Source organism: Agromyces sp. NPDC058484 (assembly GCF_042720415.1).
In the GTDB taxonomy this organism is placed as follows: domain Bacteria; phylum Actinomycetota; class Actinomycetes; order Actinomycetales; family Microbacteriaceae; genus Agromyces.
The window spans coordinates 65540-89639 of sequence record NZ_JBHXMP010000009.1; the positions used below are offsets into that span (position 1 = coordinate 65540).

General features: G+C 69.8%; 22 protein-coding genes. 15 read left to right on the plus strand and 7 right to left on the minus strand.

The window, feature by feature from the left end; translation table 11 throughout:
* Window positions 1–47 precede the first annotated feature (47 nt).
* Window positions 48–782, minus strand: coding sequence for a hypothetical protein (locus ACFWN7_RS09230; protein ID WP_376938513.1), 735 nt, complete (start codon window positions 780–782; stop codon window positions 48–50).
* A 185-nt stretch (window positions 783–967) separates the two neighbouring features.
* Here ACFWN7_RS09230 and ACFWN7_RS09235 point away from each other — a divergent pair, with 185 nt between their 5' ends.
* From ACFWN7_RS09235 to ACFWN7_RS09245, 3 genes are read left to right on the plus strand one after another with little or no spacing between them, the layout of a single operon-like run.
* Window positions 968–2221 carry a class I SAM-dependent methyltransferase gene (locus tag ACFWN7_RS09235; protein WP_376938514.1) on the plus strand — a complete coding sequence of 418 codons (1254 nt, stop codon included), beginning with the start codon at window positions 968–970 and terminating at the stop codon, window positions 2219–2221.
* 22 nt (window positions 2222–2243) lie between these two features.
* Window positions 2244–2444, plus strand: coding sequence for a type II toxin-antitoxin system VapB family antitoxin (locus ACFWN7_RS09240; RefSeq protein ID WP_376938515.1), 201 nt, complete (start codon window positions 2244–2246; stop codon window positions 2442–2444).
* Window positions 2441–2845 carry a PIN domain-containing protein gene (locus tag ACFWN7_RS09245; RefSeq protein ID WP_376938516.1) on the plus strand — a complete coding sequence of 135 codons (405 nt, stop codon included), beginning with the start codon at window positions 2441–2443 and terminating at the stop codon, window positions 2843–2845. The genes ACFWN7_RS09240 and ACFWN7_RS09245 overlap by 4 nt, the downstream gene beginning before the upstream one ends.
* Before the next feature lie 51 nt (window positions 2846–2896).
* Here the strand turns inward: ACFWN7_RS09245 and ACFWN7_RS09250 are convergent, their stop codons facing one another.
* Window positions 2897–4552 carry a LuxR C-terminal-related transcriptional regulator gene (locus tag ACFWN7_RS09250; RefSeq protein ID WP_376938517.1) on the minus strand — a complete coding sequence of 552 codons (1656 nt, stop codon included), beginning with the start codon at window positions 4550–4552 and terminating at the stop codon, window positions 2897–2899.
* A 109-nt stretch (window positions 4553–4661) separates the two neighbouring features.
* Here ACFWN7_RS09250 and ACFWN7_RS09255 point away from each other — a divergent pair, with 109 nt between their 5' ends.
* Genes ACFWN7_RS09255 through ACFWN7_RS09265 form a run of 3 tightly spaced genes read left to right on the plus strand, consistent with a single transcriptional unit; the run spans window position 4662 to window position 6295 of the window.
* Entirely contained in the window at window positions 4662–5456 is a 795-nt protein-coding gene (locus tag ACFWN7_RS09255; RefSeq protein ID WP_376938518.1) for a methyltransferase domain-containing protein, read from the plus strand.
* Between the two features lie 57 nt (window positions 5457–5513).
* Complete coding sequence (gene clpS, locus ACFWN7_RS09260) at window positions 5514–5804, plus strand: ATP-dependent Clp protease adapter ClpS (protein ID WP_376938519.1); 291 nt, start codon at window positions 5514–5516, stop codon at window positions 5802–5804.
* Entirely contained in the window at window positions 5801–6295 is a 495-nt protein-coding gene (locus ACFWN7_RS09265; RefSeq protein WP_376938520.1) for a DUF2017 family protein, read from the plus strand. The genes clpS and ACFWN7_RS09265 overlap by 4 nt, the downstream gene beginning before the upstream one ends.
* A gap of 499 nt (window positions 6296–6794) precedes the next feature.
* On the opposite strand, the gene ACFWN7_RS09270 is transcribed toward ACFWN7_RS09265, so the two are convergent.
* Window positions 6795–7211 (minus strand): SHOCT domain-containing protein, encoded by a 417-nt coding sequence (locus ACFWN7_RS09270; RefSeq protein WP_376938521.1) that lies wholly within the window; start codon window positions 7209–7211, stop codon window positions 6795–6797.
* A 177-nt stretch (window positions 7212–7388) separates the two neighbouring features.
* Here ACFWN7_RS09270 and ACFWN7_RS09275 point away from each other — a divergent pair, with 177 nt between their 5' ends.
* From ACFWN7_RS09275 to ACFWN7_RS09295, 5 genes are all read left to right on the plus strand, one after another.
* A complete protein-coding gene (locus ACFWN7_RS09275; RefSeq protein ID WP_376938522.1) occupies window positions 7389–8699 on the plus strand; it encodes an ion channel protein in 1311 nt (436 codons plus the stop codon).
* A 91-nt stretch (window positions 8700–8790) separates the two neighbouring features.
* Window positions 8791–10659, plus strand: coding sequence for an alkyl/aryl-sulfatase (locus tag ACFWN7_RS09280; protein WP_376938523.1), 1869 nt, complete (start codon window positions 8791–8793; stop codon window positions 10657–10659).
* Window positions 10660–10729: 70 nt separating this feature from the next.
* A complete protein-coding gene (locus ACFWN7_RS09285) occupies window positions 10730–12406 on the plus strand; it encodes a SulP family inorganic anion transporter (RefSeq protein WP_376938524.1) in 1677 nt (558 codons plus the stop codon).
* A 4-nt stretch (window positions 12407–12410) separates the two neighbouring features.
* A complete protein-coding gene (locus ACFWN7_RS09290) occupies window positions 12411–13082 on the plus strand; it encodes a GAP family protein (protein ID WP_376938525.1) in 672 nt (223 codons plus the stop codon).
* 1 nt (window position 13083) lies between these two features.
* Window positions 13084–14178 carry an AI-2E family transporter gene (locus ACFWN7_RS09295; RefSeq protein ID WP_376938526.1) on the plus strand — a complete coding sequence of 365 codons (1095 nt, stop codon included), beginning with the start codon at window positions 13084–13086 and terminating at the stop codon, window positions 14176–14178.
* 52 nt (window positions 14179–14230) lie between these two features.
* Here the strand turns inward: ACFWN7_RS09295 and ACFWN7_RS09300 are convergent, their stop codons facing one another.
* From ACFWN7_RS09300 to ACFWN7_RS09310, 3 genes are all read right to left on the minus strand, one after another.
* Window positions 14231–15874, minus strand: a complete 1644-nt coding sequence (locus ACFWN7_RS09300; RefSeq protein ID WP_376938527.1) for an MFS transporter — start codon at window positions 15872–15874, stop codon at window positions 14231–14233.
* Window positions 15875–15927: 53 nt separating this feature from the next.
* Window positions 15928–17082, minus strand: coding sequence for an AI-2E family transporter (locus tag ACFWN7_RS09305; RefSeq protein ID WP_376938528.1), 1155 nt, complete (start codon window positions 17080–17082; stop codon window positions 15928–15930).
* A gap of 72 nt (window positions 17083–17154) precedes the next feature.
* On the minus strand, window positions 17155–17547 hold the full coding sequence (locus ACFWN7_RS09310; RefSeq protein WP_376938529.1) for an SHOCT domain-containing protein: 393 nt from the start codon (window positions 17545–17547) through the stop codon (window positions 17155–17157).
* Between the two features lie 210 nt (window positions 17548–17757).
* Between ACFWN7_RS09310 and ACFWN7_RS09315 the strand changes: the two genes are divergently transcribed.
* Complete coding sequence (locus tag ACFWN7_RS09315; protein ID WP_376938530.1) at window positions 17758–20391, plus strand: LuxR C-terminal-related transcriptional regulator; 2634 nt, start codon at window positions 17758–17760, stop codon at window positions 20389–20391.
* On the opposite strand, the gene ACFWN7_RS09320 is transcribed toward ACFWN7_RS09315, so the two are convergent.
* The gene (locus ACFWN7_RS09320; RefSeq protein WP_376938531.1) at window positions 20363–20581 is read right to left on the minus strand and encodes a hypothetical protein; all 219 of its coding nucleotides are present in this window, start codon (window positions 20579–20581) and stop codon (window positions 20363–20365) included. The genes ACFWN7_RS09315 and ACFWN7_RS09320 overlap by 29 nt on opposite strands.
* A 225-nt stretch (window positions 20582–20806) precedes the next feature.
* Between ACFWN7_RS09320 and ACFWN7_RS09325 the strand changes: the two genes are divergently transcribed.
* From ACFWN7_RS09325 to ACFWN7_RS09335, 3 genes are read left to right on the plus strand one after another with little or no spacing between them, the layout of a single operon-like run.
* Window positions 20807–23173, plus strand: a complete 2367-nt coding sequence (locus tag ACFWN7_RS09325; protein ID WP_376938532.1) for a sulfatase-like hydrolase/transferase — start codon at window positions 20807–20809, stop codon at window positions 23171–23173.
* A gap of 37 nt (window positions 23174–23210) precedes the next feature.
* Entirely contained in the window at window positions 23211–23639 is a 429-nt protein-coding gene (locus ACFWN7_RS09330; RefSeq protein ID WP_376938533.1) for a DUF6325 family protein, read from the plus strand.
* A gap of 4 nt (window positions 23640–23643) precedes the next feature.
* Window positions 23644–24018: an SHOCT domain-containing protein gene (locus ACFWN7_RS09335; protein ID WP_376938534.1), complete on the plus strand. Its 375-nt coding sequence runs from the start codon at window positions 23644–23646 to the stop codon at window positions 24016–24018.
* The last annotated feature ends 82 nt before the right edge of the window (window positions 24019–24100 follow it).

A 24100-nucleotide genomic window follows, 5' to 3' on the forward strand; every position in this document is an offset into this window, starting at 1 on the left:
CCGGCCCCCGCGCGACGAGACTCCGCGGGGCCGACAGCACGGTCCCCTCACCAGGCCGACTCGGGCGCCTCCACGATGAGCACGGGCGACGTCGACCACCACGCGCCGTTGCCGTAGTGGCTCGACGCCCAGGGCGATGCCCAGATCGCCTGCGCCACGGCGTGCGCGGAGGTGCCGTCCTCGAGCGCGACGACGATCGCGGTGTAGAACGAGCGCTTCAGCAGGTTGTCGGCCGCGTACTCGGCGGCGGTGACGAGGCTGTCGTAGCTGCCGAGGCCGCTGCCGCCGCCCGAGCCGTGGCCGTTGTTCAGCGGGTTGTTTCGGTTCCACCAGTTGTCGACGCCGTTCTCCTCGCGCATCCACTGCAGCATCACGGTGACGTTCTGCTCCGTGACCGGCCAGTCGCCGGCGATGAGCACGAGCTTCGCCCAATCCGCGTTCGTGCCCGAGGCGACGAGTGTTTCGGCTCCGGTCGTCGCCGCATACGACTCGTGCGAGACCGGCCGCGCAGCGACATCCGCTGCGACATTCAGGGCCTGGGCCTCACCCACGAGCGCGCCGCCGGCCGCGCCCGGCGCGGCGACGGGAGCGGGCTCGGGCGCCAGCGCGAGGGTCAATCCGAGCGAGAGCACGGCGGCGGTTGCGGCGAACGGCGCCAACGCACGGCGCACGGTGCAGGGCGCCGCCGGGCGGGTCGGGCCCGGCTCCCGGGAATCACCGACGGATGCCGCGACCCTGCGGCGGGCCGCGCGCCGTCCTCTCGGCCGATCCGTGTGGCGCATGCGGAGTCGAGGGTACCAAACCGCTCCGAGAGCCGCACACTCGCCCGCGCACCCTTGTCGAATCCAGCGAACGGATCAGGCCGTACGACCTCATTCTCGTCCTACGACTCTTCGGAAGGGTCGTACGGCGACACAAGGGTCGCGGGGCCCGCTTCGCGGTGAGCGCAGCCGCGTACGCTTGGGCCATGCCCCTCGACCTCGGCGGCCTGCGCCGGCATCCCGACATCGAGGGCCACGGGCTCGAGGCGTCGGATGCCGCGGACCGCCTGATCCTCGACGAATCCGCCGCGCTCGCCGACGCGTTCGGGGCGGGCGAGCTCGTCGTGATCGACGACGCATACGGGGCGCTCGCGCTCGGATCCGCCGTGGCGGGGGCCCGCGGCATCCGGGTGCACCAGGACCTGATCACGGGCGAGCGCGCGCTCGCCGCGAACGCCGCGCGCGTCGGAATGCCAGTGCAGGAAGAATCCGTCGATCGTCGGCGTGTCGCACGCGACGTGCCGGGTCACCCCGACGGATCTTCCCGCACTGGCGAAGGCGCGGAGCCTCGCCGGGTGTACGCGGGCGACATCCGCTCCATGCCGCTCGGCGCCGAGCTGCTCACCGGGGCGCGGCTCGTGCTGCTGCGCCTGCCGCGCTCGCTCGACCGCCTCGACGAGGTCGCGGGCCTGATCGCGCGGCACGCGGCATCCGACGTGACGGTCGTCGCGGGCGGCCGCGTCAAGCACATGTCACTCGCGATGAACGAGGTGCTCGGCGCGTGGTTCGAGCGCGTCGACGTGTCGCACGCGCGGCAGAAGTCGCGGGTGCTCTTCGCCCGCGGGCGGCGGCCGCAGCGGCTCCCGCCCGCGCCCGGCTGGCCGCGCGGCGAGCGGCACGACGACCTCGGCCTCACCCTCGTCGCGCATGGCGGCGTCTTCGCGGGCACGGGTGTCGACATCGGCACACGGTTCCTGCTGGAGCAGCTCGGCGATGCCGTTCCGGATGCCGCGTCCGCCGTCGACCTCGCGTGCGGCTCGGGCGTGGTGGCCGCGTGGCTCGCCCGCGAGCGGCCCGCGCTGCGGGTGACGGCGACCGACCGCTCGGCGGCGGCCGCGGCATCCGCCCGTCAGACCGCGGAGGTCAACGGCCTCGCCGACCGCATCACCGTGACGCAAGCCGACGGCCTCGAGCTGCTCGCCGACGCGAGCGAGCGGCTCGTCGTGCTGAACCCGCCGTTCCACTCGGATGCCGCGCTGCACACCGGCATCGCCGCGCACCTGTTCGCCGACGCCGCGCGCGTGCTCGCACCCGGCGGCGAGCTGTGGTGCGTGTGGAACTCGCACCTGCGCTACCGGCCGCTGCTCGCGCGCGTCGTCGGGCCCACTCGGCAGGTCGCGCGCAACGCGAAGTTCACGGTCACGGCGTCGAGCCGTCGAGAACGACCAGATCGTGTGTAATACTCTGTGTGAGGTGATGCACATGGCCACGAATCTCGCGATCGATCCCGACCTTCTCGAGCACGCCCTGGAGGTGAGCGGCGAGAAGACGAAGAAGGCGGCCGTCACCCTCGCTCTCCAGGAGTTCATCGCGCGCCGGGAGCAGGCGAAGCTCCTCGACCTGATGGGCGCCCTGGAGTGGGACCCTTCGTACGACTACAAGGCTGAGCGCTCGCGGGGATGACGCTCCTCGTCGACACCAGCGTGTGGTCGCTCGCGTTCCGCCGTGACGCTCCCCCGGATTCCCCCGAAGTCGCCGAGCTGCGACGCGCACTCGCCGGCGATGACATCGTCGTGACGACGGGACTGATCCTGCAGGAGCTGGTCCAGGGCTTCGTCCCCGAGCAGGCGCGCACGCAGATCATCGAGCGCTTCACCCACGTGCCGCTGATCCAGCCCGATCGAGACGACCACATTGCGGCAGCAGGCCTACGGAATGCCTGTCGCAGAGCGGGGGTGCAGCTCGGCACGATCGACGCGCTGCTCGCGCAACTGTGCATCCGTCACCGTCATTCACTTCTCACCACGGACCGCGACTTCATGCACGCCGAACCGCATATCGGCATCCGGCTCTGGAAGGCCTGACCCGGATGCGGTGAGCCAGTCCGGTCGCCGGCCCCTCATCTGATGCCCGCGTCAGACGCGCGTCGGCTGCCGCGCGTCCTCGCGGGCGGCGAACGCTGCGGCTTCCGACCGGGTGCGGAGGTTCAGCTTGGCGAGGATGCTGCTGACGTGGTGGGCCACGGTTCGCCGGCTGATGAACAGATCCTCGGCGATCTGGGGGTTGGTGAGCCCCTGCCTGACCAGCGCGAGCACCTCCTGTTCCCGATGCGAGAGCACGCCGAGCCGGCGTGCGCCGGGCTTGGTGGCGACGCCCAGCGTGCGCAGCAACGCGGCGGCACGCGCTGACTCACGAGCAGCCCCGAGGCGTTCCAGCGCGTTCCGCGCCCGGTCGGCCTCGATGATGGCGAGCGGCGGATCGGGCGGCGCGACGAACTGCGCCAGCTCGAGCCGGGTTCGTGCCGACTCGAAGGGCAGGCCCAGCTCGTCGAGCTCCGCGATCGCCGCGCGGAGCCGGCGGGCGGCCGCCTCGGGCCGGCCGGCGACGGCGTCGAGAAGTCCGAGCGCCCGATCGCACAGCGCCTGGGCTTGCGGATGCTCGTGCCCGCCCCGGGCCGTCTCCTCCAGTAATCGTGCCGTGGACTCCGCGCGCGTCGGCTCCCCGCAGGCGAGCTGAGCGTCCACCAGCCCGGCGGCCAGCACGGGGAAGAGGATCTCCCGCGCACGCGCCTGATCCAGTGCCGCGGTCAGCACCGCCGCAGCGCGCTCCGGATGACCGGTCGCGCAGAGCACCTCTGCGACGACGACCGCGTTGTCGGGGCCATCCCCGAGGTCGGTCGCGAGCACGGCCGCCTCCTCCAGCCGTCCTTGTCGCAGCCGCAACTGCGCGAGCCCGGCCAGTGCTTCGAGCTGGGATCCGCGACCGCAGTCCTCAGCCATCGACAGTGCGTGCTGGAGCTCGGACTCGGCGCGGTCCCAATCGCCTGTCGACACGAGGATCCGGCCGTAGTGAGACCGGCAGGTCGCCTGCAGGAAGGGGCAACCGTACTGCCGGGTGAAATCGTCCGCGGCCGCGCACCACTGCACCGCGCGCTTCAGGTCCCCGAGCATGCTGCACGCCGCCAGCATGCTGCAGCTGTTCCAGACCACGGTCTCGAGGTGCTCGCACTCACCGCCCAGGGTGCCCGCCATCGCCTCGTCGAGCAGCCTCAGGCCGTTCGTGCTCTCGCCGCCGCCGACCAGGGAGAGTCCCAAGTCGGCCAGCGCAGTCAACTCGAGGTCGGCATCCCCGGTCTCTCGCGCGAGGTCGAGCGCCCGGGACTGAAGCTCTAGCCGCTGTTCATGGCTGGTCGACGTGTACCCCTGCATCAGCCACACCCACCCCGCGAGGCGGCGGTCGCCACTGGTCTGTGCTGCGCGGTCGGCGCGGGCGATCCATCCCACCGCTGCGGCGTCGTTCCCGAGATTGCTCAAGTAGGTGGTGCCGATGGCGAGTGCGATCACGGATGCCTCGGCGTGCGACCCGTCGGCGAGATACCCGGCGTACGCGCGCTCTCGCTCACGCAGGCTCTCCTTGACGTCGCCGAGCCACCACAGCGCGGCTCCCAGGCCGGCCCGGGCATCTGCGTTCTCGCCCGTGGAGAGCACCGAGGCGAACCGGTCGCGCGCCTCCCCCCAACGGCCGGCGACGAGTGCCTGCCGGGCCGCGATGTGAAGCTCCGCGGATGCCACATGACCATCTTCCTCCCATCGGTTCGGCGTTTCGAATGGGCCATCTGACCGATGTTCACGCCCACGTGAGGGGCGATTGTGGAAGGAGTGCAGCACAGAGGAGGAGACCATGACCGAGACGTTCCAGATCACGCCCGAACAGGCTGAGGCCTACGAGGAGTTCCTCGTGCCCGCCCTCACGGCCCAGTGGACGGATCCGATGCTCGACATCGCCGGCGTCGCGCCCGGCCAGCGGGTGCTCGACGTGGCCTGCGGCACCGGAGTGCTGGCCCGCGCCGCCGCCCGACGCGTCGGATCGGAAGGGCACGTCGTGGGCGTCGACCTCAATCCGGCCATGATCGACGTGGCGCGCCGGCTGCGCCCCGACCTCGAGTGGCGGCAGGGCGACGCGGCGGTGCTGCCGTTCGACGACGACGGGTTCGACGCCGTGCTCTGCCAGGCATCGGTGTTCTTCTTCCCCGACGTCCCGGCAGCGATCGCCGAGATGGCGCGGGTGGCTCGGGCCGGCGGCGTCGTCGCGATCCAGACCTTCGCCGGCCTCGACGACCAGCCGGTCTACGGCCGGTTCATCGAGACCGTGCTCCGGCATTCCGGAGAAGACGCGCGGAGCCTGATCGACACGTACTTCTCGCAAGGCGACCTGCCCGCCCTCCGAGCCACCTTCGAGCGCGCCGGCCTGCGCGTCGAGCGTGTCAGCAGCCGGATGGGCGTCGCCGCGTACGGCTCATGGGAGGACCTGATCGAGACGGAAGTGAAGAACACTCCGCTCGTCGACCGGTTCACGGACGACCAGATCGGTGAGATCCGGGCCGAGTCGGAGGACCTCCTGCGTCGGCATCAAGGGGCCGACGGCTCGCTGAACCTGCCGATCCGGGCGCACCTGATCGCCGGTCGGCTCCCGTAGTCGACAGCGGGCGATCATCGGGTTTCGTCTCGCCCGCGGTCGTGTCAGGCTGGAGGCGTGACCTCGACACTCGAGCAGCTCGACTCCGAGACGACCACCCGTGTCGTCTCGGAGGAGCCGTGGCGCACGATCGTGTGGGACGACCCCGTGAACCTCATGACGTACGTGAGCTACGTGTTCCGCAGCTACTTCGGGTACCCGCGCGAGGTGGCCGAGCGCCTCATGCTCAAGGTGCACACCGAGGGGCGCGCGATCGTCGCGACCGGCAACCGCGAGGCGATGGAGCGGCACGTCGAGGCGATGCACGGCTACGGGCTGCAGGCCACCGTCTCGAGGGGCGAGTCGTGATCGTCGCGGGGCGCAGCGGCGGCGAGGGCGTGCGCCTGGTGCTCGAGGCCGAGGAGGCGATGCTGCTCTCCGAGCTCGCCGACCAGGTCGATTCGGTGCTGCTGCTCGGCGAGGCCGACGACCCTGCGCTCGGCCGGCTGCTGCCGAACGCCTACCCCGACGACGCTCCGGCGGCGCAGGAGTTCGCCCGCTACACGCGCGGCAGCCTCGTCGACGGCAAGCGCCAGGCGGCGCAACGGGTTCGCGACGCGACCGCCGTCGACGACGGCGACGACGGCGTCGTGCAGATCGAGCTCGACCAGTCCGAGGCGTGGGGCTGGCTCACGTTCCTCACCGACCTCAGGCTCATCCTCGCCGAGCGCGTCGGCGTCGTCGAGGAGGGCGACGACGCCGCAGACGAGACCCGCGACGACTACCTGCGCGCCGCCTATGAGTGGGCCGGGTTCGTGCAGGGCTCGATGCTCGAGGTGCTCGACCCGACCGACCGGTGAGGGGCGGGTCGCGTTTCGAGACGCGCTGCGTTTCGCGTGGCGCTGCCGCGCCGGCTATGCCGCCGCCATCGCACCCGCAGCAGCGAGGAGATCGGCGATTCCGAGGATGCTCCGGGCGCGAACCATTTTCGTTGCGCCGACCTCCTCTTTCCCGCCGCTCACAACGCGCCGCCATCTCGACGGGCGCCGCGATCTCGATACACGCCACGGGTGGGGCTCCGGGCGGGGCGCGCTTCGCGCGGCGCGACGCGATGGACGAGGGTGCGGCCTCCAGTGGTGACAACCTCACCGCCCTCGAACTCGTCTCGGCCGGCTGGTCTTCAGCTGGATCATCGTGTTCCTCCGCAGCGTCGGAGCGGTCGAGCAGGCGCGACCGGAGCGTGAACGCTCGTGCCCGAGGCATCCGTGACCGGATAGGCAGCGGAATGGACAGCGGCAGCACATGAAGAGGGTCGGATGCCGCGGCATCCGACCCTCTCTCGTCTCGAACTCTCGAGGACTACGCCGACACGTTCTGCGTCGGGTGCGCGAGCGCCTTCGCCTTGAGGAGGTCGTACTCGCCCTGGCTGATGGTGCCGGCGTCGAGCAGGCTCTTCGCCTTCGCGATCTCGTCGGACGGGCTCGCCGAGGTGCCGGCGGCCTGGCGGATGTAGTCATCGGTGGCCGCCTGCGCCTGCCGGTACTCCTTCTGCGAGCGCTCGGCCATGCCGTTGCCGCGGGCGATGAGGTAGACGAGCGCGGTGAGGAACGGCACGAAGATCAGGAAGATGATCCACACCGCCTTCCACCAGCCGTTCAACTGCCGGTCGCGGAACAGATCGCCGATGATCGCGAACAGCGCGAACAGGTAGGCGATGAACGCGAACGCCCAGATGAACCACCAGATCAGATCCCAGAAACTCTCCCAGAAACTCATGTACGGCCTCCGATATCGAAGAGCGCCCCCCAGATTGAGCGCTGCTGAGGCGAACCTATCGCGTGGCGTATCCGGCCGTCCATAGCCGCGCGGGGCTACGCTCGACGCGGGACGTCTCGCCGCTGGGGGCCGACCCGCGCTCGACACTTACAGCGACACTGAAATCGACTTCGGGGGATGGTCGACATGAGCCTCGCCGTACCGTCGCGGGATCCGGATGTCTCGGCCCGCCGGCTGCTCGTGCTCTCGGTGCCGGCGATCGTCGTGGGCGTCGTCTCGGCGCTCGTGCTGTGGGCGCTCGACCAGCTCGCCGCGGCGCTCGAGGGGCTCCTGTGGGACACGGTTCCCGGCGCGCTCGGCGTCGATGCCTCGGGGTGGTGGATCGTGCTGGTGCTCACGGTCACCGGTCTCGCGGTCGGCCTGGCGCTGACGTTCCTGCCCGGGCACGGCGGCCCCGACTCGGCGACGACCGAGCTCGTGGGCGATCCGCTGCCCGTGCGCGCGCTGCCCGGCCTCGCCGTGGTCACGGTACTCGGCCTGGCCGGCGGCGTGAGCCTCGGCCCCGAGAACCCCATCATCGCGATCAACACGGCGATCATCGTGACGATCTTCGCCCGGATGCTGCCGCAGGTGCCCGCGCGCATCTCGATGCTCCTCGCCGCCTCGGCGACGATCGGCGCACTCTTCGGCACCCCCGTCGCGGCCGCCCTCGTCTTCACCGGCATCGTCGCAGCGGTGAAGGAGGGCGGATCGCTGTGGGACCGCCTGTTCCTCCCGGTGGCCGCCGCCGGTGCCGGTGCCACGACGATGCACCTGCTGGGTGCGCCGCCGTTCGCGTTCGAGATGCCGCCGTACGGCCCGCCGCAGGCGATCGACTTCGTGACGGGATCGCTCGTCGCATGCGGCGCGGTGGTCATCGGCCTCGCCGCGCTCGCCGCGTTCCCGGTGGTCTACCGCGCGCTGCATGCGCTGCGGCATCCGCTCATCATCGCGACCACAGGCGGATTCGTGCTGGGCCTGCTCGGCCTCATCGGCGGCCCGATCACGATGTTCAAGGGGCTCGACCAGATCGGCGAGCTGCTGAAGAACACCGACGAGTACGACGCCGGGCAGCTCGCGGTGATCGCGGGCATCAAGGTCGTCGCCCTCCTCGTGTCCGCGAGCGCGCTGTTCCGGGGCGGTCGCGTCTTCCCGGCGACCTTCATCGGCGTGGCGCTGGGCCTCCTCGCGCACGCGCTCATCCCGTCGCTGCCGATCGGCCTCGCCGTCGCGTGCGGCGTGCTCGGCATCGTGCTCGTGGTCACCCGCGACGGGTGGATCGCCCTGTTCGTGGCCGTGGCCATCTCGGGCGACATCACGACCCTTCCCGTGCTCTGCGTCATCGTGCTGCCGGCGTGGCTGCTCGTCTCGGGCGCACCCGAGTTCCGCATCGAGCCGCCGCCGCCGGCGAAGGCAGCAGCGGCCGCGACGGAGACACCGAATGGGTAGCCCCGTTCCGCAACGGCGCGCCGATCGAAGGCTTGTGAGAGACGGCGGGACCCGGCAGGCTTCGGGTCACGTGACCACGAAAGGGCGGGCGATGACCAATCCAGCGAGCGAATCGGTGACGGCGGCGAACGCGAGACTGCGCGAGCAGTTGCCGTTCGATGACCAGCGCGATTTCGAGGACGCCGATCGGGGGTTCCTCGGCTCGATCTCGCCGGGGGTCGTGCACGCCGCCGACGGGCGGGTCGTCTGGGACGCAGAAGCCTACGGGTTCATCACCGGCGATGCGCCCGACACGGTGAACCCCAGCCTGTGGCGGCAGTCGCAGCTCGTGGCGAAGCACGGGCTCTTCGAGGTGGTCGAGGGCATCTACCAGGTGCGCGGGCTCGACCTGTCGAACGTGACCTTCGTCGAGGGCGACACCGGGGTGATCGTGATCGACCCGCTCATCTCGACCGAGACGGCCGCGGCCGCGCTCGGCCTGTACCGGCAGCACCGCGGCCATCGGCCGGTGGTGGCCGTCATCTACTCGCATAGCCACGTCGACCACTTCGGGGGTGTCTTCGGCGTGGCATCCGTCGCCGACGTCGAAGCGGGCAGGATCCAGGTGCTGGCGCCCGAGGGGTTCGTCGAGCACGCCGTGTCGGAGAACGTCTACGCCGGCACGGCGATGGGTCGGCGGGCGGGATACATGTACGGCGCGGTGCTGGCGAAGGGTCCCGCGGGACAGGTCGGCGCCGGCCTCGGGCAGACGACCTCGGTCGGTGAGGCCGGCCTCATCGTGCCGACGCTCTACATCCGCGAGACCGGCGAGACGCACACGATCGACGGCGTCGAGATCGAGTTCCAGATGGCGCCGGGCACCGAGGCGCCGGCCGAGATGCACTTCTACTTTCCGCGCTACCGGGCCCTCTGCATGGCCGAGAACGCGACGCACACGCTGCACAACCTGCTGACGTTGCGCGGGGCACTCGTGCGCGACCCGCACATCTGGGCGACCTACCTCACCGAGGCGATCGAGACGTTCGCCGGCCGTGCCGATGTGGCCTTCGCTTCGCACCACTGGCCGACGTGGGGTGCCGATCGCATCCTCGAGTTCCTCTCGACGCAGCGCGACCTGTACGCCTACCTGCACGACCAGACGCTGCGCCTGCTGAACCAGGGCCTCACCGGCGCCGAGATCGCCGAGCTCATCGAGCTGCCGCCGGCGCTCGAAGCGGCGTGGAACGCGCGCGGCTACTACGGCTCGGTGAGCCACAACGTGAAGGCGATCTACCAGCGCTACATGGGCTGGTTCGACGGCAACCCGGCGCGGCTGTGGCCGCACCCGCCGGCCGAGCTGGCGGCGCGGTACGTGAACGCGCTCGGCGGCGTCGAAGCGGTGGTCGACATCGCCCGCACCGCGTTCGACGAGGGCGACTACCGCTGGGCGGCGACGCTGCTCGATCACGCGGTGTTCGACTCGCCCGACCACGCCGGCGCCCGCGCCCTCTACGCCGACACGCTCGAGCAACTCGGCTACGGTGCCGAGAACGGCACGTGGCGCAACTTCTTCCTTTCGGGTGCGACCGAGCTGCGCGAGGGCAACTTCGGTACGCCCACGGTGACTGCCGCTCCGGCGATCGTGGCGCAGCTCTCGCCGACTCAGCTGCTCGACGCGATCGCGATCACGGTCGACGGGCCGAAGGCATGGGATCTCGACCTCGCGTTCGACCTGACGTTCACCGACCTCGACGTGAACTACCGGGTCACCGTGCGAAACGGTGTGCTCGTGTACGTCGAGAAGCCCGCCGCGGCCGACGCCGAGCTCACCATGCGGCTCACGAAGGCGCGCATGATCGCGATGCTCGGCGGTGACGCCGACGGCCCAGGAGTGGAACTCGACGGCGACTCCGGTGTATTGCGGTCGCTGCTCGGCGTGCTCGACCGTGGCGACCCGTCGTTCGAGATCGTGCTGCCGTAGGTCCGCTCGGAGCGGCCCCACGGCGTATCGAGCACTGCGCCGAGGCCACCGGTATCAGGAGGGAACACCGATGACGCCACCGCTGGCAGGACTGACGCGTCGGAATCTGGTCAGGGAGCTGACGGCGGGGGTGACGCTGCTCGCGATCGCCATCCCCTTGAACATCGGGTACGCCCAGATCGCCGGACTGCCGCCGACGGCCGGACTCTACGCGCTCATCGTTCCCACCGTGGTCTACGCCCTGGTCGTGTCGAGCCGCCAGGTCGTCGCGTCACCGGATGCCGCGGCGGCCGCGCTCGTCGCGTCGTCGATCGGCGGCCTCGCCGCCGCGGGCAGTGCCGACTATGCGACGCTGGCGATGGCGCAGGCGATCATCTGCGGCATCCTGTTCATCGCGCTGGCCGTGCTCAAGCTCGGCTTCCTCGCCAACTTCCTCTCCAAGCCGATCCTGGTCGGCTTCGTCGGCGGCCTCGCCCTCGACATCCTCGTCAGCCAGGTGGCGAAGATGCTCGGCGTGAAGATCGACTCGGGCGGCGAGTTCGTCGACAAGGTCGTCGGCCTCGTGACCGGCCTCGGCACCACGAACCTCGTCTCGCTCGCCATCTCGGCGATCTCGGTGGCGATCCTGCTCCTCGGCAAGCGGTTCCTCGCCGTGGTGCCCTGGGCGCTCGTCGTACTCGTCCTCGCCACGATCGCCGTGGTGATCGCCGACCTCGACGACGCGGGCGTCGACGTGCTCGGTGCCGTCCCGGCCGGCCCCCCGGCGATCACGTGGCCGATCATCGACTGGACGACGTGGCTCATGCTCATCCCCTCGGCGATGGCGCTCACGCTCGTGACCACCGCCGAGGGCCTGCTCGTCTCGCGATCGTACGGTGAGAAGCGCGCCTACCCGACGAACCCGAACCGGGACCTGTTCGCCTTCGGCCTCGGCAACATCGCCGCCGGCGCGAGCGCGAGCTTCGCCGTCGGCTCGTCCACCTCGCGCACCGCCGCGATGGACCAGGCGGGTTCTCGCACCCAACTGCCGTCGCTGGTGCTCGCGGCCGGCACACTCCTGCTCCTGCTCTTCGGAACGGCGCTGCTGGCCGACATCCCCTCCCCGGCGATCGGCGCCATCGTGGGCGTCGCCATCCTGCCGCTTCTCGGCGTGCGGGAGTTCGCCGCACTGTGGCGTCAGGACCGGTTCGAGTTCGTGGTCGGCGCGGCGTGTTTCCTCGTCACGTTGTTCATCGGCGCGATTCCCGGAATCCTCGTGGCGTTCGTGCTCGCGCTCGTCAACCTCGCCGAGCGCGCGGCGAACCCCGCGATCGACGTGCTGGCGACCAGCGGCGAGCCGACCGACTCCCTCCTCGACGAGGCGCCGTCGGGTGCCGTCACCGCGCCGGGCATCGTCGTGATCCGCCTCGCCGCCCCGCTCTTCTTCGCGAACGGCAGCGTGTTCGCCGACGCCGTGAAGCGCGCGGTCGGGGCAGCGGATGCCGCGGGGCACGGGCCCGTGCGACACGTCGTGATCGACATGGAGGCCGTCACCGACCTCGACGTCACGGGCGCCGAGACCTTCGAGGCCCTGCTCGCGTGGCTCGACCGGCATGGGATCGAGCTCGGCTTCAGCCGTGTTCGGCCGGAGATGCGGACGCGGCTGGTCGAGCTCGGTCTCCTCGGCGACCGGCAGGCCTACGAGACCAACCGGGCAGCGATCGTCGCGCTCGTGAACCCCGAGGGCGCCGCCGTCGAGAAGGGATAGCATCATGAACTCCGTCATCGGCGACATCCTCCCCCTCGCGCTCGGCATCGCGGTCAGCCCGATCCCGATCATCGCCGCGATCCTCATGCTGCTGTCGCCGATGGCGAGGGGCACGAGCGTCGGCTTCCTCATCGGGTGGGTGCTCGGCATCGTCGTCGCCGTCGTGCTGTTCACGCTGCTCAGCGGCATCATTCCCGAGCAGGATCCGGATGCCTCGAACCCTGTCTCGGGCGTCATCAAGCTCCTGCTCGGCGCGGGCCTGCTGTTCCTCGCCGCCCGGCAGTGGCGGACCCGCCCGAAGCCCGGGGAAGAAGCCGCCCTGCCCAAGTGGATGGCCGCCATCGACACCATGACGGCCGGGCGCGGGTTCGTGCTCGGGTTCCTGCTCTCGGCGGTGAACCCGAAGAACCTGCTGATGGCGATCGGCGCGGGCGTCACCATCGGCACCGGTGGGCTCAGCGCCGGCGAGTCGACGGTCGCGATCGTCGTCTTCACGCTCATAGCGGCGTGCTCGGTGGCGGTTCCCGTGATCGCCTACCTCGTGGCATCCGCTCGCATGGCAGCGCCGCTCGAGTCGCTTCGCGGCTGGCTGATGCACAACAACGCGACGGTCATGGCCGTGCTGCTGCTCGTGATCGGCGTGGTCGTCATCGGCAAGGGCATCGGGAGCTTCTGACATGGACGAGCCGGCTGCGGATGCTCCGGCGACGGATGTCGCGAGCGATGCGCCTGCGCCGCGACCCGGCCTCGCGCACGGCACGCGCGTGCTTCTGACGCTCGCCGCGGCGGTCGTCGTCTTCGGCGGCGTGTGGCTGGCCCGCGACGTGCTCGCGCCAGTCGCGGTCGCCGCGGTCGTGGTGATCATCTCCCATCCCGTCCGGCACCCGCTGGAGCGGCGCGGATGGCCCCGCTGGGTCGCGACCACCATTGTCATCGTGCTCGCCTACCTGATCCTCGCGAGCCTCGCTGCGCTGCTGCTGTTCGCGTCGGCGCAGTTCGCCCTGATGCTGCCCGACTACGCCGACGAGCTGCGGGCCGCCGCGGCATCCGTCACCGACACGCTCGCGTCGATGGGGCTCGCGGATGAGGCATCCGACGCCACTTCATCGATGCTCGACCCGGAGACGCTGGTGGGGGTCGCCACGGGGATCGCCAATGCGGTGCTCGGGCTCGCGGCGGCCTTCTTCTTCGTGCTGGCCTACGTCATCTTCATGGCCGCGGATGCCGCGCGCTTCGGCCGCCTCGACCGCGTGTTCGGCAGCCCCCGCGCCGACCGCATCGGGAGTCGCTACTTCAGCGGCGTGCGCCGGTACTACGTGGTGAACGCGAGCTTCGGTGCGATCGTGGCGGTGCTCGACGGCCTGCTGCTCTGGGCCCTGGGCATCCCGATCCCGATCGTGTGGGCGATCCTCGCGTTCGTCACGAACTTCGTGCCGAACATCGGGTTCGTGCTCGGGCTCATCCCGCCCGCCGTGCTCGCGCTCGTCGTCGGCGGGTGGCCGCTCGCGCTCGTGGTGGTGCTCGCCTACAGCGTCATCAACGTGACGCTGCAGGTGCTCGTGCAGCCGAAGTTCGTGAGCGACGCCGTCGACCTCAGCCTGACCCTGTCGTTCTTCTCGGTCGTGTTCTGGGCGTTCGTGATCGGGCCGATCGGGGCGATCCTGTCGATCCCGCTCACCCTGCTGGTTCGCGCGCTGCTCGTCGAGCCCGACGCGGAGCTGCGGGTGCTGCGCCGACTGAGCGGCGACCGGGGAACGGAACGAACCCTCTGATCGGGTGGAGAACCTCGCCCTGGAGCGTTCTCTGGGAGCCGGGAGCGGGACCTCAGGGCCGCAAGCCGACCTCGTCCTGCTCCGGCCGACCCTCGGCTGCGGACGACCGGCCGGGGAGGCGGCGGGTCGCCGGCAGGGCCAGCACTGTGGCGGCCGCGCACACGAGGATGCCGATCTTCACGCCCGCGAGCTGGGCGCTCGCGTAGCTCTCGATGAGGTCGTCGACCTGGTCTTCGGGAACTTCCGCCGCGAGGAGCGCTTCCTCAGCCTGCGCGGGCGGGAGGTACTCGATGCCCTGGGAGACGCGCACGGTCGCCTGCTCGGCGACGGATGACTCGAGGTCGGGGTCGGCCGCGATGAGCGAGGTCACGCCGGCAGCAAGTGCGCCGACCATGAGCGCTCCCACGAGTGCGGTCCCGAGCGAGGAGCCGAGGTTCTGCGCGGTGTACTGCAGGCCGCCCGCCTCGCTGCGGGCCTCGGGTTCGACCGCCGACTGCACGACGTTGCCGAGCTGCGATGCGAGGAGCCCGGTGCCGAGCCCCAGTAGAGCCATCCCGATCGCGAACGGCACCCCTGAGAGCTCGGGGTCGATCGTGGTGAGCAGCACGACGCAGGCCAGGCAGATCGTGCCCAGCCCGGCGCGCGTGACGGTCCGCGCCCCGAACGGCTGACCGAAGCGTGCCCCGAGTGCGGCGGCGACGAGCATCGCGATCGAGGTCGGCAGCAGCCTGAGGCCGGTCTCGAACGCGTCGAATCCCTGGGTGACCTGCAGGTACAGCGGAATGGCGAAGAAGAGGCCGAGGAGCACGAAGTTCTGCGCGAGCAGGCTCGCGAGACCGGCCCTGAGTGCGGGGATACCGAGGTTCCGCAGGTCGAGGAGCGGCGTCCCGCCGCGTCGTGCGACCCGTCGCTCCCACGCGGCGAAACCCCAGAGCACGAGCAATCCTCCGCCGACCACGAAGGGGGTGAGGGAGAACCCGAACGGCGTGATCGGCGACTGCCGCGGCTGGATCCAGCCCCACACCCCGCTCTGCAGTACGCCGATGACGATGAGCGCCAGTCCGGAGGCCGAGAGCAGCGCCCCGACGACGTCGAGACGGAAGCGCCGGAGCGACGCGCGGTCCTCGGTGATCCAGCCGCTCACCGCGATCACGAACACGACGAACACGACCTCGCCCGCGAACACCCAGCGCCAGGAGTACTCCGTCGTCAGCCATCCGCCGAGCAGCGGGCCGATGGCGATGCCCGCCCCGGCGACGCCGCCGATGAGACCGTACGCCCGCGCCCGGGCGGCGCCGTCGGGATAGCTCCCGGCAACGAGTGCCGCGAGTGCCGGCAGGACGAGAGCCGCCCCTGCACCCTCGATGAACGACCAGCCGGCGATGAGCACGCCGACGGTCGGCGCGAGAGCCGTGATCAGGGAACCGATCCCGTAGATCACGAGCCCGATCCGGAACATCCGGAGCCGGCCGTACAGGTCGCCCAGCTTGCCGCCCGTGAGCATGAGGGCGGCCATCACCAGGGCGTAGAGCGTGATCGCGAGTTGGATCGTCGAGACGGTCGTGTCGAACTCCTCGACGAGCTGGCTGATCGACACGCTCATCACCGAGCTGTCGAGCACCATGATGAACTGCGCGATCGCGAGCGGCAGGACCGCACGGGAGCGTGCCGGGACACCCGTCGGCACGGTGGTCATGAGCGGGACTTCCCCACTCGATCAGTCGCGGCATCCATGACGGGCACCTGAGATCATTCGGATGCTGCTGACGCGCGCCGGGCCGTGCGAGCTGCTTTGGCCGCGGCATCCGACTCTGCGATGAGCGCCTTGGTCTCGTCGAGCTCTCCGAGCAGCGGGCGAACCCAGGCCACCGCCGGATTCGAATCGACGAACACCACGCGCAGGAGGAGCGTCAGCGGGATGGCGAGGATCGCGCCGATCGGGCCGAGCACGACGGCCCAGAGGAGCACCGAGAAGAACGTGATCGTCTGACTCAACGCGACCGCGTTGCCGACCACCCTGGGCTGGATGATCGACTGGATCACCGCGTTGATGAGCGCGTACACGACGATCACGGCGATGACGGTCGGCCAGCCGCCGACGAGGCCGCCGAAGATGATCGGCGGGATGATCGCGATGAAGTAGCCGATGTTCGGGATGAAGCTGCAGAGGAACGCCAAGAGGCCCCAGATGAACGCGCCCGGCACACCGAGCAGCACGAGGGCCAGCCAGTTCACGGCACCCTGTGCGAGGCCGAGCACGGTGGTGACCACCATGTACCGGCGGACGTTGTGCGAGTAACCTGTCAAGGCGGTGACGAGCAACGGGCGGTGCGGCGTGGTCTGACGGAGGAGGGTGGGCAGGTAGCCGGCATCCATCGCCATGAGCAGCAGCATCGTGAAGATGATGACCAATGCCGACGTCACGCCGGCGAGGCCGCCGACGAGGCCGCCGACGAAGGTGACCAGCGTTGACGGGTCGAAGTCGGCGAACATCGACTCGACGCCGTCGGCGCCGATGCCGAGAGACCCGAGCCAGGCGGCGACGTCGGAACCCCACTCGCGGATCTCATCGGCGAACTGGGGCAGGAGGGTCGCGAACTGGCCGAACGCGACGAGCACGGCGTAGCCGAACGCGAGGAGCAGCAACGTGACGGCGACGATCACCGAGCCGGTGGCGAGGCCGCGCGGCACCCCCCGCCGTTCGAGTGCGACGCGGAGCGGGTGCACGCAGATCGTGAGCACCAGGGCGAAGAACACGGGGGCGACGATCGCCGCGGCGGCGGAGATGCCGAACGCCGCGACGACCGCGCCCCCGAGCCCGAGCATGATGAACGCGTTGCGATGGCCCCCCGACCTCGCGTCGTCCATCGATGCCCGGTCATCCTCGGTGTCGGGACGTACCACTCGCCTGTACCTCCACACGAGAGCGTCTCCGATCCGAGGGTCGTGTCGTTGCCCAGCCCGCCGTGCCGCCCGTCAGGCCGGCGTGCGAAGGGCGTTGGCCTTGAGGGTGTCGAATTCGGCCTGGGTGATCGCGCCCGAGTCGAGCAACCGCTTCGCCGATTCGATCTCGGAGGTCGCCGACGTCGTCGTGCCGGCGACCGAGCGGATGTAGTCCGACGTTTCGTCCAGCTGTTCACGCTGCGTGGCGGCGCTCCGCTCCGCCATGCCGCGGCCACGCGCGATCAGGTAGATGAACGCGGCGAGGAACGGAAGGATCACGAGGAACAGCACCCACAGCGCCTTCGCCCAGCCGTTGAGGGTGTGATCCCTGAAGATGTCGATGATCACCGTGATGAAGATCCAGATGCAGGCGATCAGGATGTAGAACCAGAACAGCCAGACGAGGAAATCCCAGAAGTTGTTCACGGCGCTTCCTTCCGATCGTGGGTGTGCAGGTCACGCCCGCTCGCTCGAAAGCTATTGCGCGGCGTTCGGGTGCGCATCACCCCGATCGGATGATGCTGCGTCACGCCGGCATGAGGCCCGCGTTCTGGGGGCTCGTCACGCGTAGTCGCGTGCTTCGGGTGGTGCCATACTGACCGAGGGGAGCATCGTGAACTGCCCGTGGGGGCGCGAGTGGCCGAACACCTGTCATCCGAATACCTGGTCGACCGGCCGGCGCTGAGGCGTCGACTGGATGCTGCGCTGTCGCTTCCACTGACCCTGGTCGTCGCGCAGGCGGGCGCGGGCAAGACAGTGCTGCTGAATCAGTGGGCGGCGGCGCATCCCGAGCTCGCCTTCGTCTGGCTCGAAGTCGATGCGGCAGACGCTGACCCGGTGCGATTCTCGCGCAGGCTGCTTGCAGCGCTCGCGACGGTGCGACCCGAGGTGATGGCGCTGACCCACTTGTCGGCGTTGAGCGCCGGCGGGCTCGGGCGACCGCTGCTGGATGCGTTGCAGGTGGAGCTGGAGTCGTTTCCCGATCTCGTGCTGGTGCTCGACGATCTGCACCACCTCTCCAGCACACGGCTGCTCGACGATCTCGGTCGGCTCGTCGCCGGCCTGCCGCCGAACGTGCACGTGGTCATGTCGACGCGCGTGGATCCTCCGATTCCGTGGAGCAGGTTGCGTCTGCGGAACCAGCTTCTCGAGATCCGGCAGTCCGACCTGTCCATGTCCGAGGAGGAGGGGGCGGAACTTCTCACCAGCGTGAGCCGTCGCGACATCCCCGTGGAGGTCCTCCACGTGCTCATCACCCGAACCGAAGGGTGGGCCGCGGGGTTGCAGCTGGCTGGTCTCACGCTCAGGCTTCATCCCGACGCCGAGGGCTTCGTCACCGAGTTCGGCGGCACCGACCGGCTCATCGCCGACTACCTGGCAGAGGAGGTTCTCGCTGCGATCGCCGAGCCGGATCGAGCCATCCTGCTCCGGATGTCGCCGCTCGACTCGATGACGGCCGACCTCGTCGACCATGTGCTCGAGCGATCCGACGCACAGGGGCTCTTCGAGCGCCTCGAACGCGAGTCGATGTTCATCGTCGCCCTGGATGCCCACCGTGAGCAGTTCCGGTTCCATCACCTGTTCCGAGATCTGCTGCGGCACCACCTTCACGCGGAGGAGCCGGGGGAGGAGGCCAGGCTGCTGGGTCGCGCAGCGGAATTCCATCTCGCACACGGGGAGCCGGCGCCGGCGGTCGAATACCTGCTCCGTGCGCGCGACTGGGATCGCGCGCTCGACGCGATCATGACGCGCGGAAGCGATGTCTTCGAGCGAGGCGAGATGAATACGGTGATCCGCTGGATCTCCACCGTTCCCGAGGCGATCCGGAACGACCGGCTCGATGTGGCACTCGAGTTCGGCGTGCTGGTCGGGATGCGGGGCGAGGCCGCGCGCGCCGTGGATACGCTGACCAGGGTGGCGAACGATCCGCGAGTCACCGTCGGGCAGCGCATCATCGCCCATTCGTGGATCTCGGCGACCGCGCAGTGGAACCCCCATCCGGCTGAGACCATCCGCGCCACCGAGCGCTCGCTCGCGTTGCTGGAGTCCGATCCCGGAGCCGAGTTCCCCGATCTCATGCATCTTACGACGCCGGAACTTCTGACGACCGTGGCGATGGGCTCAGGCGGCCGCTCCCAGTTCTTCGCCGGGAACCTCGCCCGAGCCGATGAATGGATGATGCGCACTCTCGGCACCGAAGGCATCGCCTATCCGCCGTTCCGAGTCGGGCTCCTCGGCTCGCTCGCCCTGCTGCGCATCTGGTGCGGTCGTGCGAGCGATGCAGAACGTCTCGTTGCCGAAGCCCTCGAGACCGCGGCGTCGAGCGGCCTGCCGACGCATCCGATCGCCGCCGACGCGTATTTCGCCGAGGCGATGCTGGCGTACGAGCGCGGACTTCCGGATGCCGCTGCTGCGCCGCTCCGGAACGGGATGATCCGCGCCGAGTCCAACCACCGCACGCAGCTGATGTGGATCTCGTGGTACTTGCAGGCGCTCCTGGCCGTTGCCGATGGCCGGCCCTACGAGGCGCTCGAGCTCGTCGATCTCTCCACACACGACACCGCCTCCGCGCCGGCGCCGGTGATCCTCGACCGGATCGTGGCGCTGCACATGTCGGTGCTCCGTCGCACCGGGAGGAGTGAGGAGGCGCTGCGTCTGCGCGGCGGCGCCCCTCCCACGTCGGCTGATCTCGCCTTCGAGACGGTCGCCGCCTCACTCGCGCTCGGGCGTCGCGAGCCCGCGCAGCTCATGCTCCCCACGATGGATGACCTCTTCGACGAAGCGGGGCCGCGCGGCGACATCCTGCGGTCGATCGCGCTGGCATGGGCCGCCGAACTCGGTGGCGAACATCCTGTCGCCCTCGAGCAGATCGGCGTGGCGCTCGACCGGGCCGAGGCCGACGGGCTCGTCGAGGTCTTCATCGGAACCGACCCCGTCGTCCTCGACCTGATTGCAGAACTCTCGTCGGTGCGCGGCGGTCTCACCGCGACGATCCTGTCGCGGTGGCGGCAGGCGCAGCCGCGCGACGCGAACGCCGGGCTTCCCGAACCGCTCACTGAGCGTGAACTCGAGATCCTCGCCTATCTCCCCGGGCACTCGACCACGGCTGAACTCGCGAAGCTGTGCTTCGTGTCGGTGAACACGCTGAAGACGCACGTGATGCACATCTATCGGAAGCTCGGGGTCACGGGCCGGAGCGAGGCGATCGCACGGGCGCGCGAGCTCGGTCTGCTCGATCCGGTCATCCCGACGGCGCATGCACGTGTGTGACCGATTCGATGTCGACGTTCAGGCTGCGCAGCAGGTCGAGTACGCCGACGAGTCGGGCCTGATCGGGCACGAGTCCGCGCAGACGGGTCGATCCCGACTCGGATGAGACCACGGCGAAGCCTTCGAGTTCGTCGGTGATCCTCGGGCCCAGTTCGCCCCGGACGATGATCTCGAACGTCTCGGCGTTCATGCGCTCCCCCGGATCCCGCGACGACGACCGACGTCGGTGCGTTCAGCTCAGGCTCCTCGTTGTCGGGTGGCGACGCATCACCCCAACCGGATGATTCGGCCTGCTCTGGGTGCTGGGCTTCTGATCACCCGATGTGGATGATTCGGATGCGTGCCCACTCGGTTAGCGTGACCCCGTTCGCGGCCGCGACGACACGTCGGCCGACACTGGACAAGGGGAAACGTCATGACTCCTGATCGCCACGCGCGCACCATGCTGCCGATTCCGGATCGGCCCGCGCCCGGCCACACCACCTACGATGCGAAGGATCCCGAGACGGCGTACCCGCCGATCGAGCCGCTGCGCCCGCCCGAGGGTGCGCCGAACGTGCTGATCGTGCTCCTCGACGACGTGGGCTTCGGCGCGTCCAGCGCCTTCGGCGGCCCGTGCGCGACGCCCAACGCCGAGAAGCTCGCGGCCGGGGGGCTGAAGTACAACCGCTTCCACACCACCGCGCTGTGCGCACCGACCCGCCAGGCGATGCTGACCGGCCGGAACCACCACTCGGTCGGCATGGGCAGCATCACCGAGACCGCCACCTCGGCGCCGGGCAACAGCTCGCTGCGGCCGAACACGAAGGCGCCGCTCGCGATGACGCTGAAGCTGAACGGGTACTCGACGGCGCAGTTCGGCAAGTGCCACGAGGTGCCCGTGTGGCAGTCGTCGCCGATGGGCCCGTTCGACGCGTGGCCGTCGGCCGGCGGCGGGTTCGAGACGTTCTACGGCTTCATCGGCGGCGAGAACAACCAGTGGGAGCCGGCCCTGTACGAGGGCACCACGCCGGTGGAGCCCCCGGCGACGCCCGAGGAGGGCTACCACCTGACCGAGGACCTCGCCGATCACGCCATCAGCTGGATCCGCACGCAGAAGGCGCTCATGCCCGACAAGCCGTTCTTCGCGTACTTCGCGCCCGGCGCGACCCACGCGCCGCACCACGTTCCGCCGGAATGGGCCGAGAAGTACAAGGGCGAGTTCGCCCACGGCTGGGACGTGCAGCGCGAGCGCACGTTCGCGCGGCAGAAAGAGCTCGGAGTCATCCCCGCCGACGCCGAACTCACGCCTCGGCACGACGCGATCCCCGCGTGGGACGACATGCCCGACGAGCTGAAGCCCGTGCTCGAACGCGAGATGGAGGTCTACGCGGGCTTCCTCGAGCACACCGACCACCACGTCGGGCGGGTGATCGACGCGATCGAAGACCTCGGGGTGCTCGACAACACGATCATCTACTACATCATCGGCGACAACGGGGCATCCGCCGAGGGCACCGTCAACGGCGCCTTCAACGAGATGGCCAACTTCAACGGCATGGCCGCCCTCGAGACGCCGGAGTTCATGCGCTCGAAGATGGACGAATTCGGCACCCCGAGTTCGTACAACCACTACGCGGTGGGCTGGGCCTGGGCGATGGACACGCCGTTCCAGTGGACCAAGCAGGTCGCCTCGCACTGGGGCGGCACCCGCAACGGCACGGTCGTGCACTGGCCGGCGGGCATCACCGAGAAGGGCGGGCTGCGGTCGCAGTTCACGCACGTCATCGACGTGGCGCCCACCATTCTCGAGGCGGCCGGGCTTCCCGAGCCCACCATGGTGAACGGCGTGCAGCAGTCGCCCATGGAGGGCACGAGCATGGTGTACAGCTTCAATGAAGCGGATGCCGCAGAACGCCACGACCTGCAGTACTTCGAGATGTTCGGCAACCGAGGGGTGTACCACAAGGGCTGGAGTGCGGTCACCAAGCACCGCACGCCGTGGTTGCTGACCGAGGCGAACATCCCGGCATTCGACGACGACGTGTGGGAGCTCTACGACGGCAGCAGCGACTACAGCCAGGCGCGCGACCTCTCGGCCGAGCAGCCCGAGAAGCTGCACGCGCTGCAGCGGCTCTGGCTGATCGAGGCGGTCAAGTACAACGTGCTGCCGATCGACGATCGCACCGGTGAACGACTGAATCCCGACTTGGCGGGGCGGCCGACCCTCGTGCGCGGGAACGCGCAGCTGCTCTTCGCCGGTATGGGACGGCTCTCGGAGAACAGCGTGGTGAGCATCAAGAACAAGTCGTTCTCGGTCACCGCCGAGCTCGAGATCCCCGAGGGCGGCGCGAACGGCGTGATCATCGCCCAGGGCGGCCGCTTCGGCGGGTGGAGCGTCTTCGTCAGCGGCGACAAGGCCAAGTTCGTCTACAACGTGCTCGGCATCCAGTCGTTCGAGATCGAGGCCGATCGGCCCATTCCGGCGGGCACGCATCAGGTGCGCATGGAGTTCGCCTACGACGGGGGCGGGCTGGCCAAGGGCGGCGACGTCACCTTGTACTACGACGGCGATCAGGTCGGCGCCGGCCGGGTCGGTGCCACGCAGCCGATGGTCTTCTCCGCCGACGAGACCACCGATGTCGGCTACGAATCCGGCACGCCCGTCAGCGCCGACTACACCCCGCAGTCGAGCCGGTTCACGGGCAGGATCAACTGGGTGCAGATCGACACGGGCGACGACGATCACGATCACCTGATCGATCCCGACGAGCGCCTGCGCATCGCCATGGCCAGACAGTGAGTCAGACAGTAGGTTCGAGCACAGGGGAGGAACACTGATGACGGAATTCGAGTACGGACCGGTGGAGCTGTATCTCGTCGGATTCGAGGGCGACCGGCCGGATCCCAGCGTGGTCGAGGCGATCATGGAGCTCATCGAGGGCGGGGAGATCCGCCTGCTCGACCTGCTCGTGGTCTCACGCGAGCACGACGGCGGGGTGCGGGTCACCGAGTTCGAGGAGATCCGCGGCGACTACGGCTTCGAGGCCGTGGAGATCGAGACGATCGGGCTCGTGGCCGACGAAGACGCGGCAGAGCTGGCGCAGGGCATTCCGCCCGGAACGTCGGGCGCACTACTCGCCGTCGAGCTGCTCTGGGCGAAGCGCCTCGCGTCGAGGTTCGCCCAGTCGGGCGGCGTCGTGCTCCAGACCGAGCGCATTCCCGCGCCGGTCGTGAATGCCGCGATGGCCGAGGCAGAACAGGAGTAGGAAGATGCTCAGGAGAATCGGACGACCGGGACTGATCGGCATGGCGGCCCGTACGGCTGTCGTCGCCGGCACCGCCACCGCGGTGAGCGGCAGCGTGCAGCGCCACCAGCAGGAGAAGGCGGATCAGAAGTACGAGGCCCAGCAGTACGAGGCGCAGCAGCAGCAGGCGCAGATGCAGGCCGCGGCGCAGCAGTCGGTGGCGGAGCAGCAGGCGGCGCAGCAGGCCGCGGCACCGCCCGCTGCCGCGCCGGCCGCGCCGGCCGCACCGGCGGGCGGCGTCGACCTCGTCGCCGAACTGCAGAAGCTCAGCGCGCTGAAGGAGCAGGGGATCCTGAGCGACGACGAGTTCGCCGCGGCGAAGGCGAAGCTGCTCGGCTAGCCCCGTCAGCACTCGGCGAACGGATGCCGCCGCATCGCGAATTCACAACTGACCCCTGTTGCGGCATCCGTCGCTCTGCCTA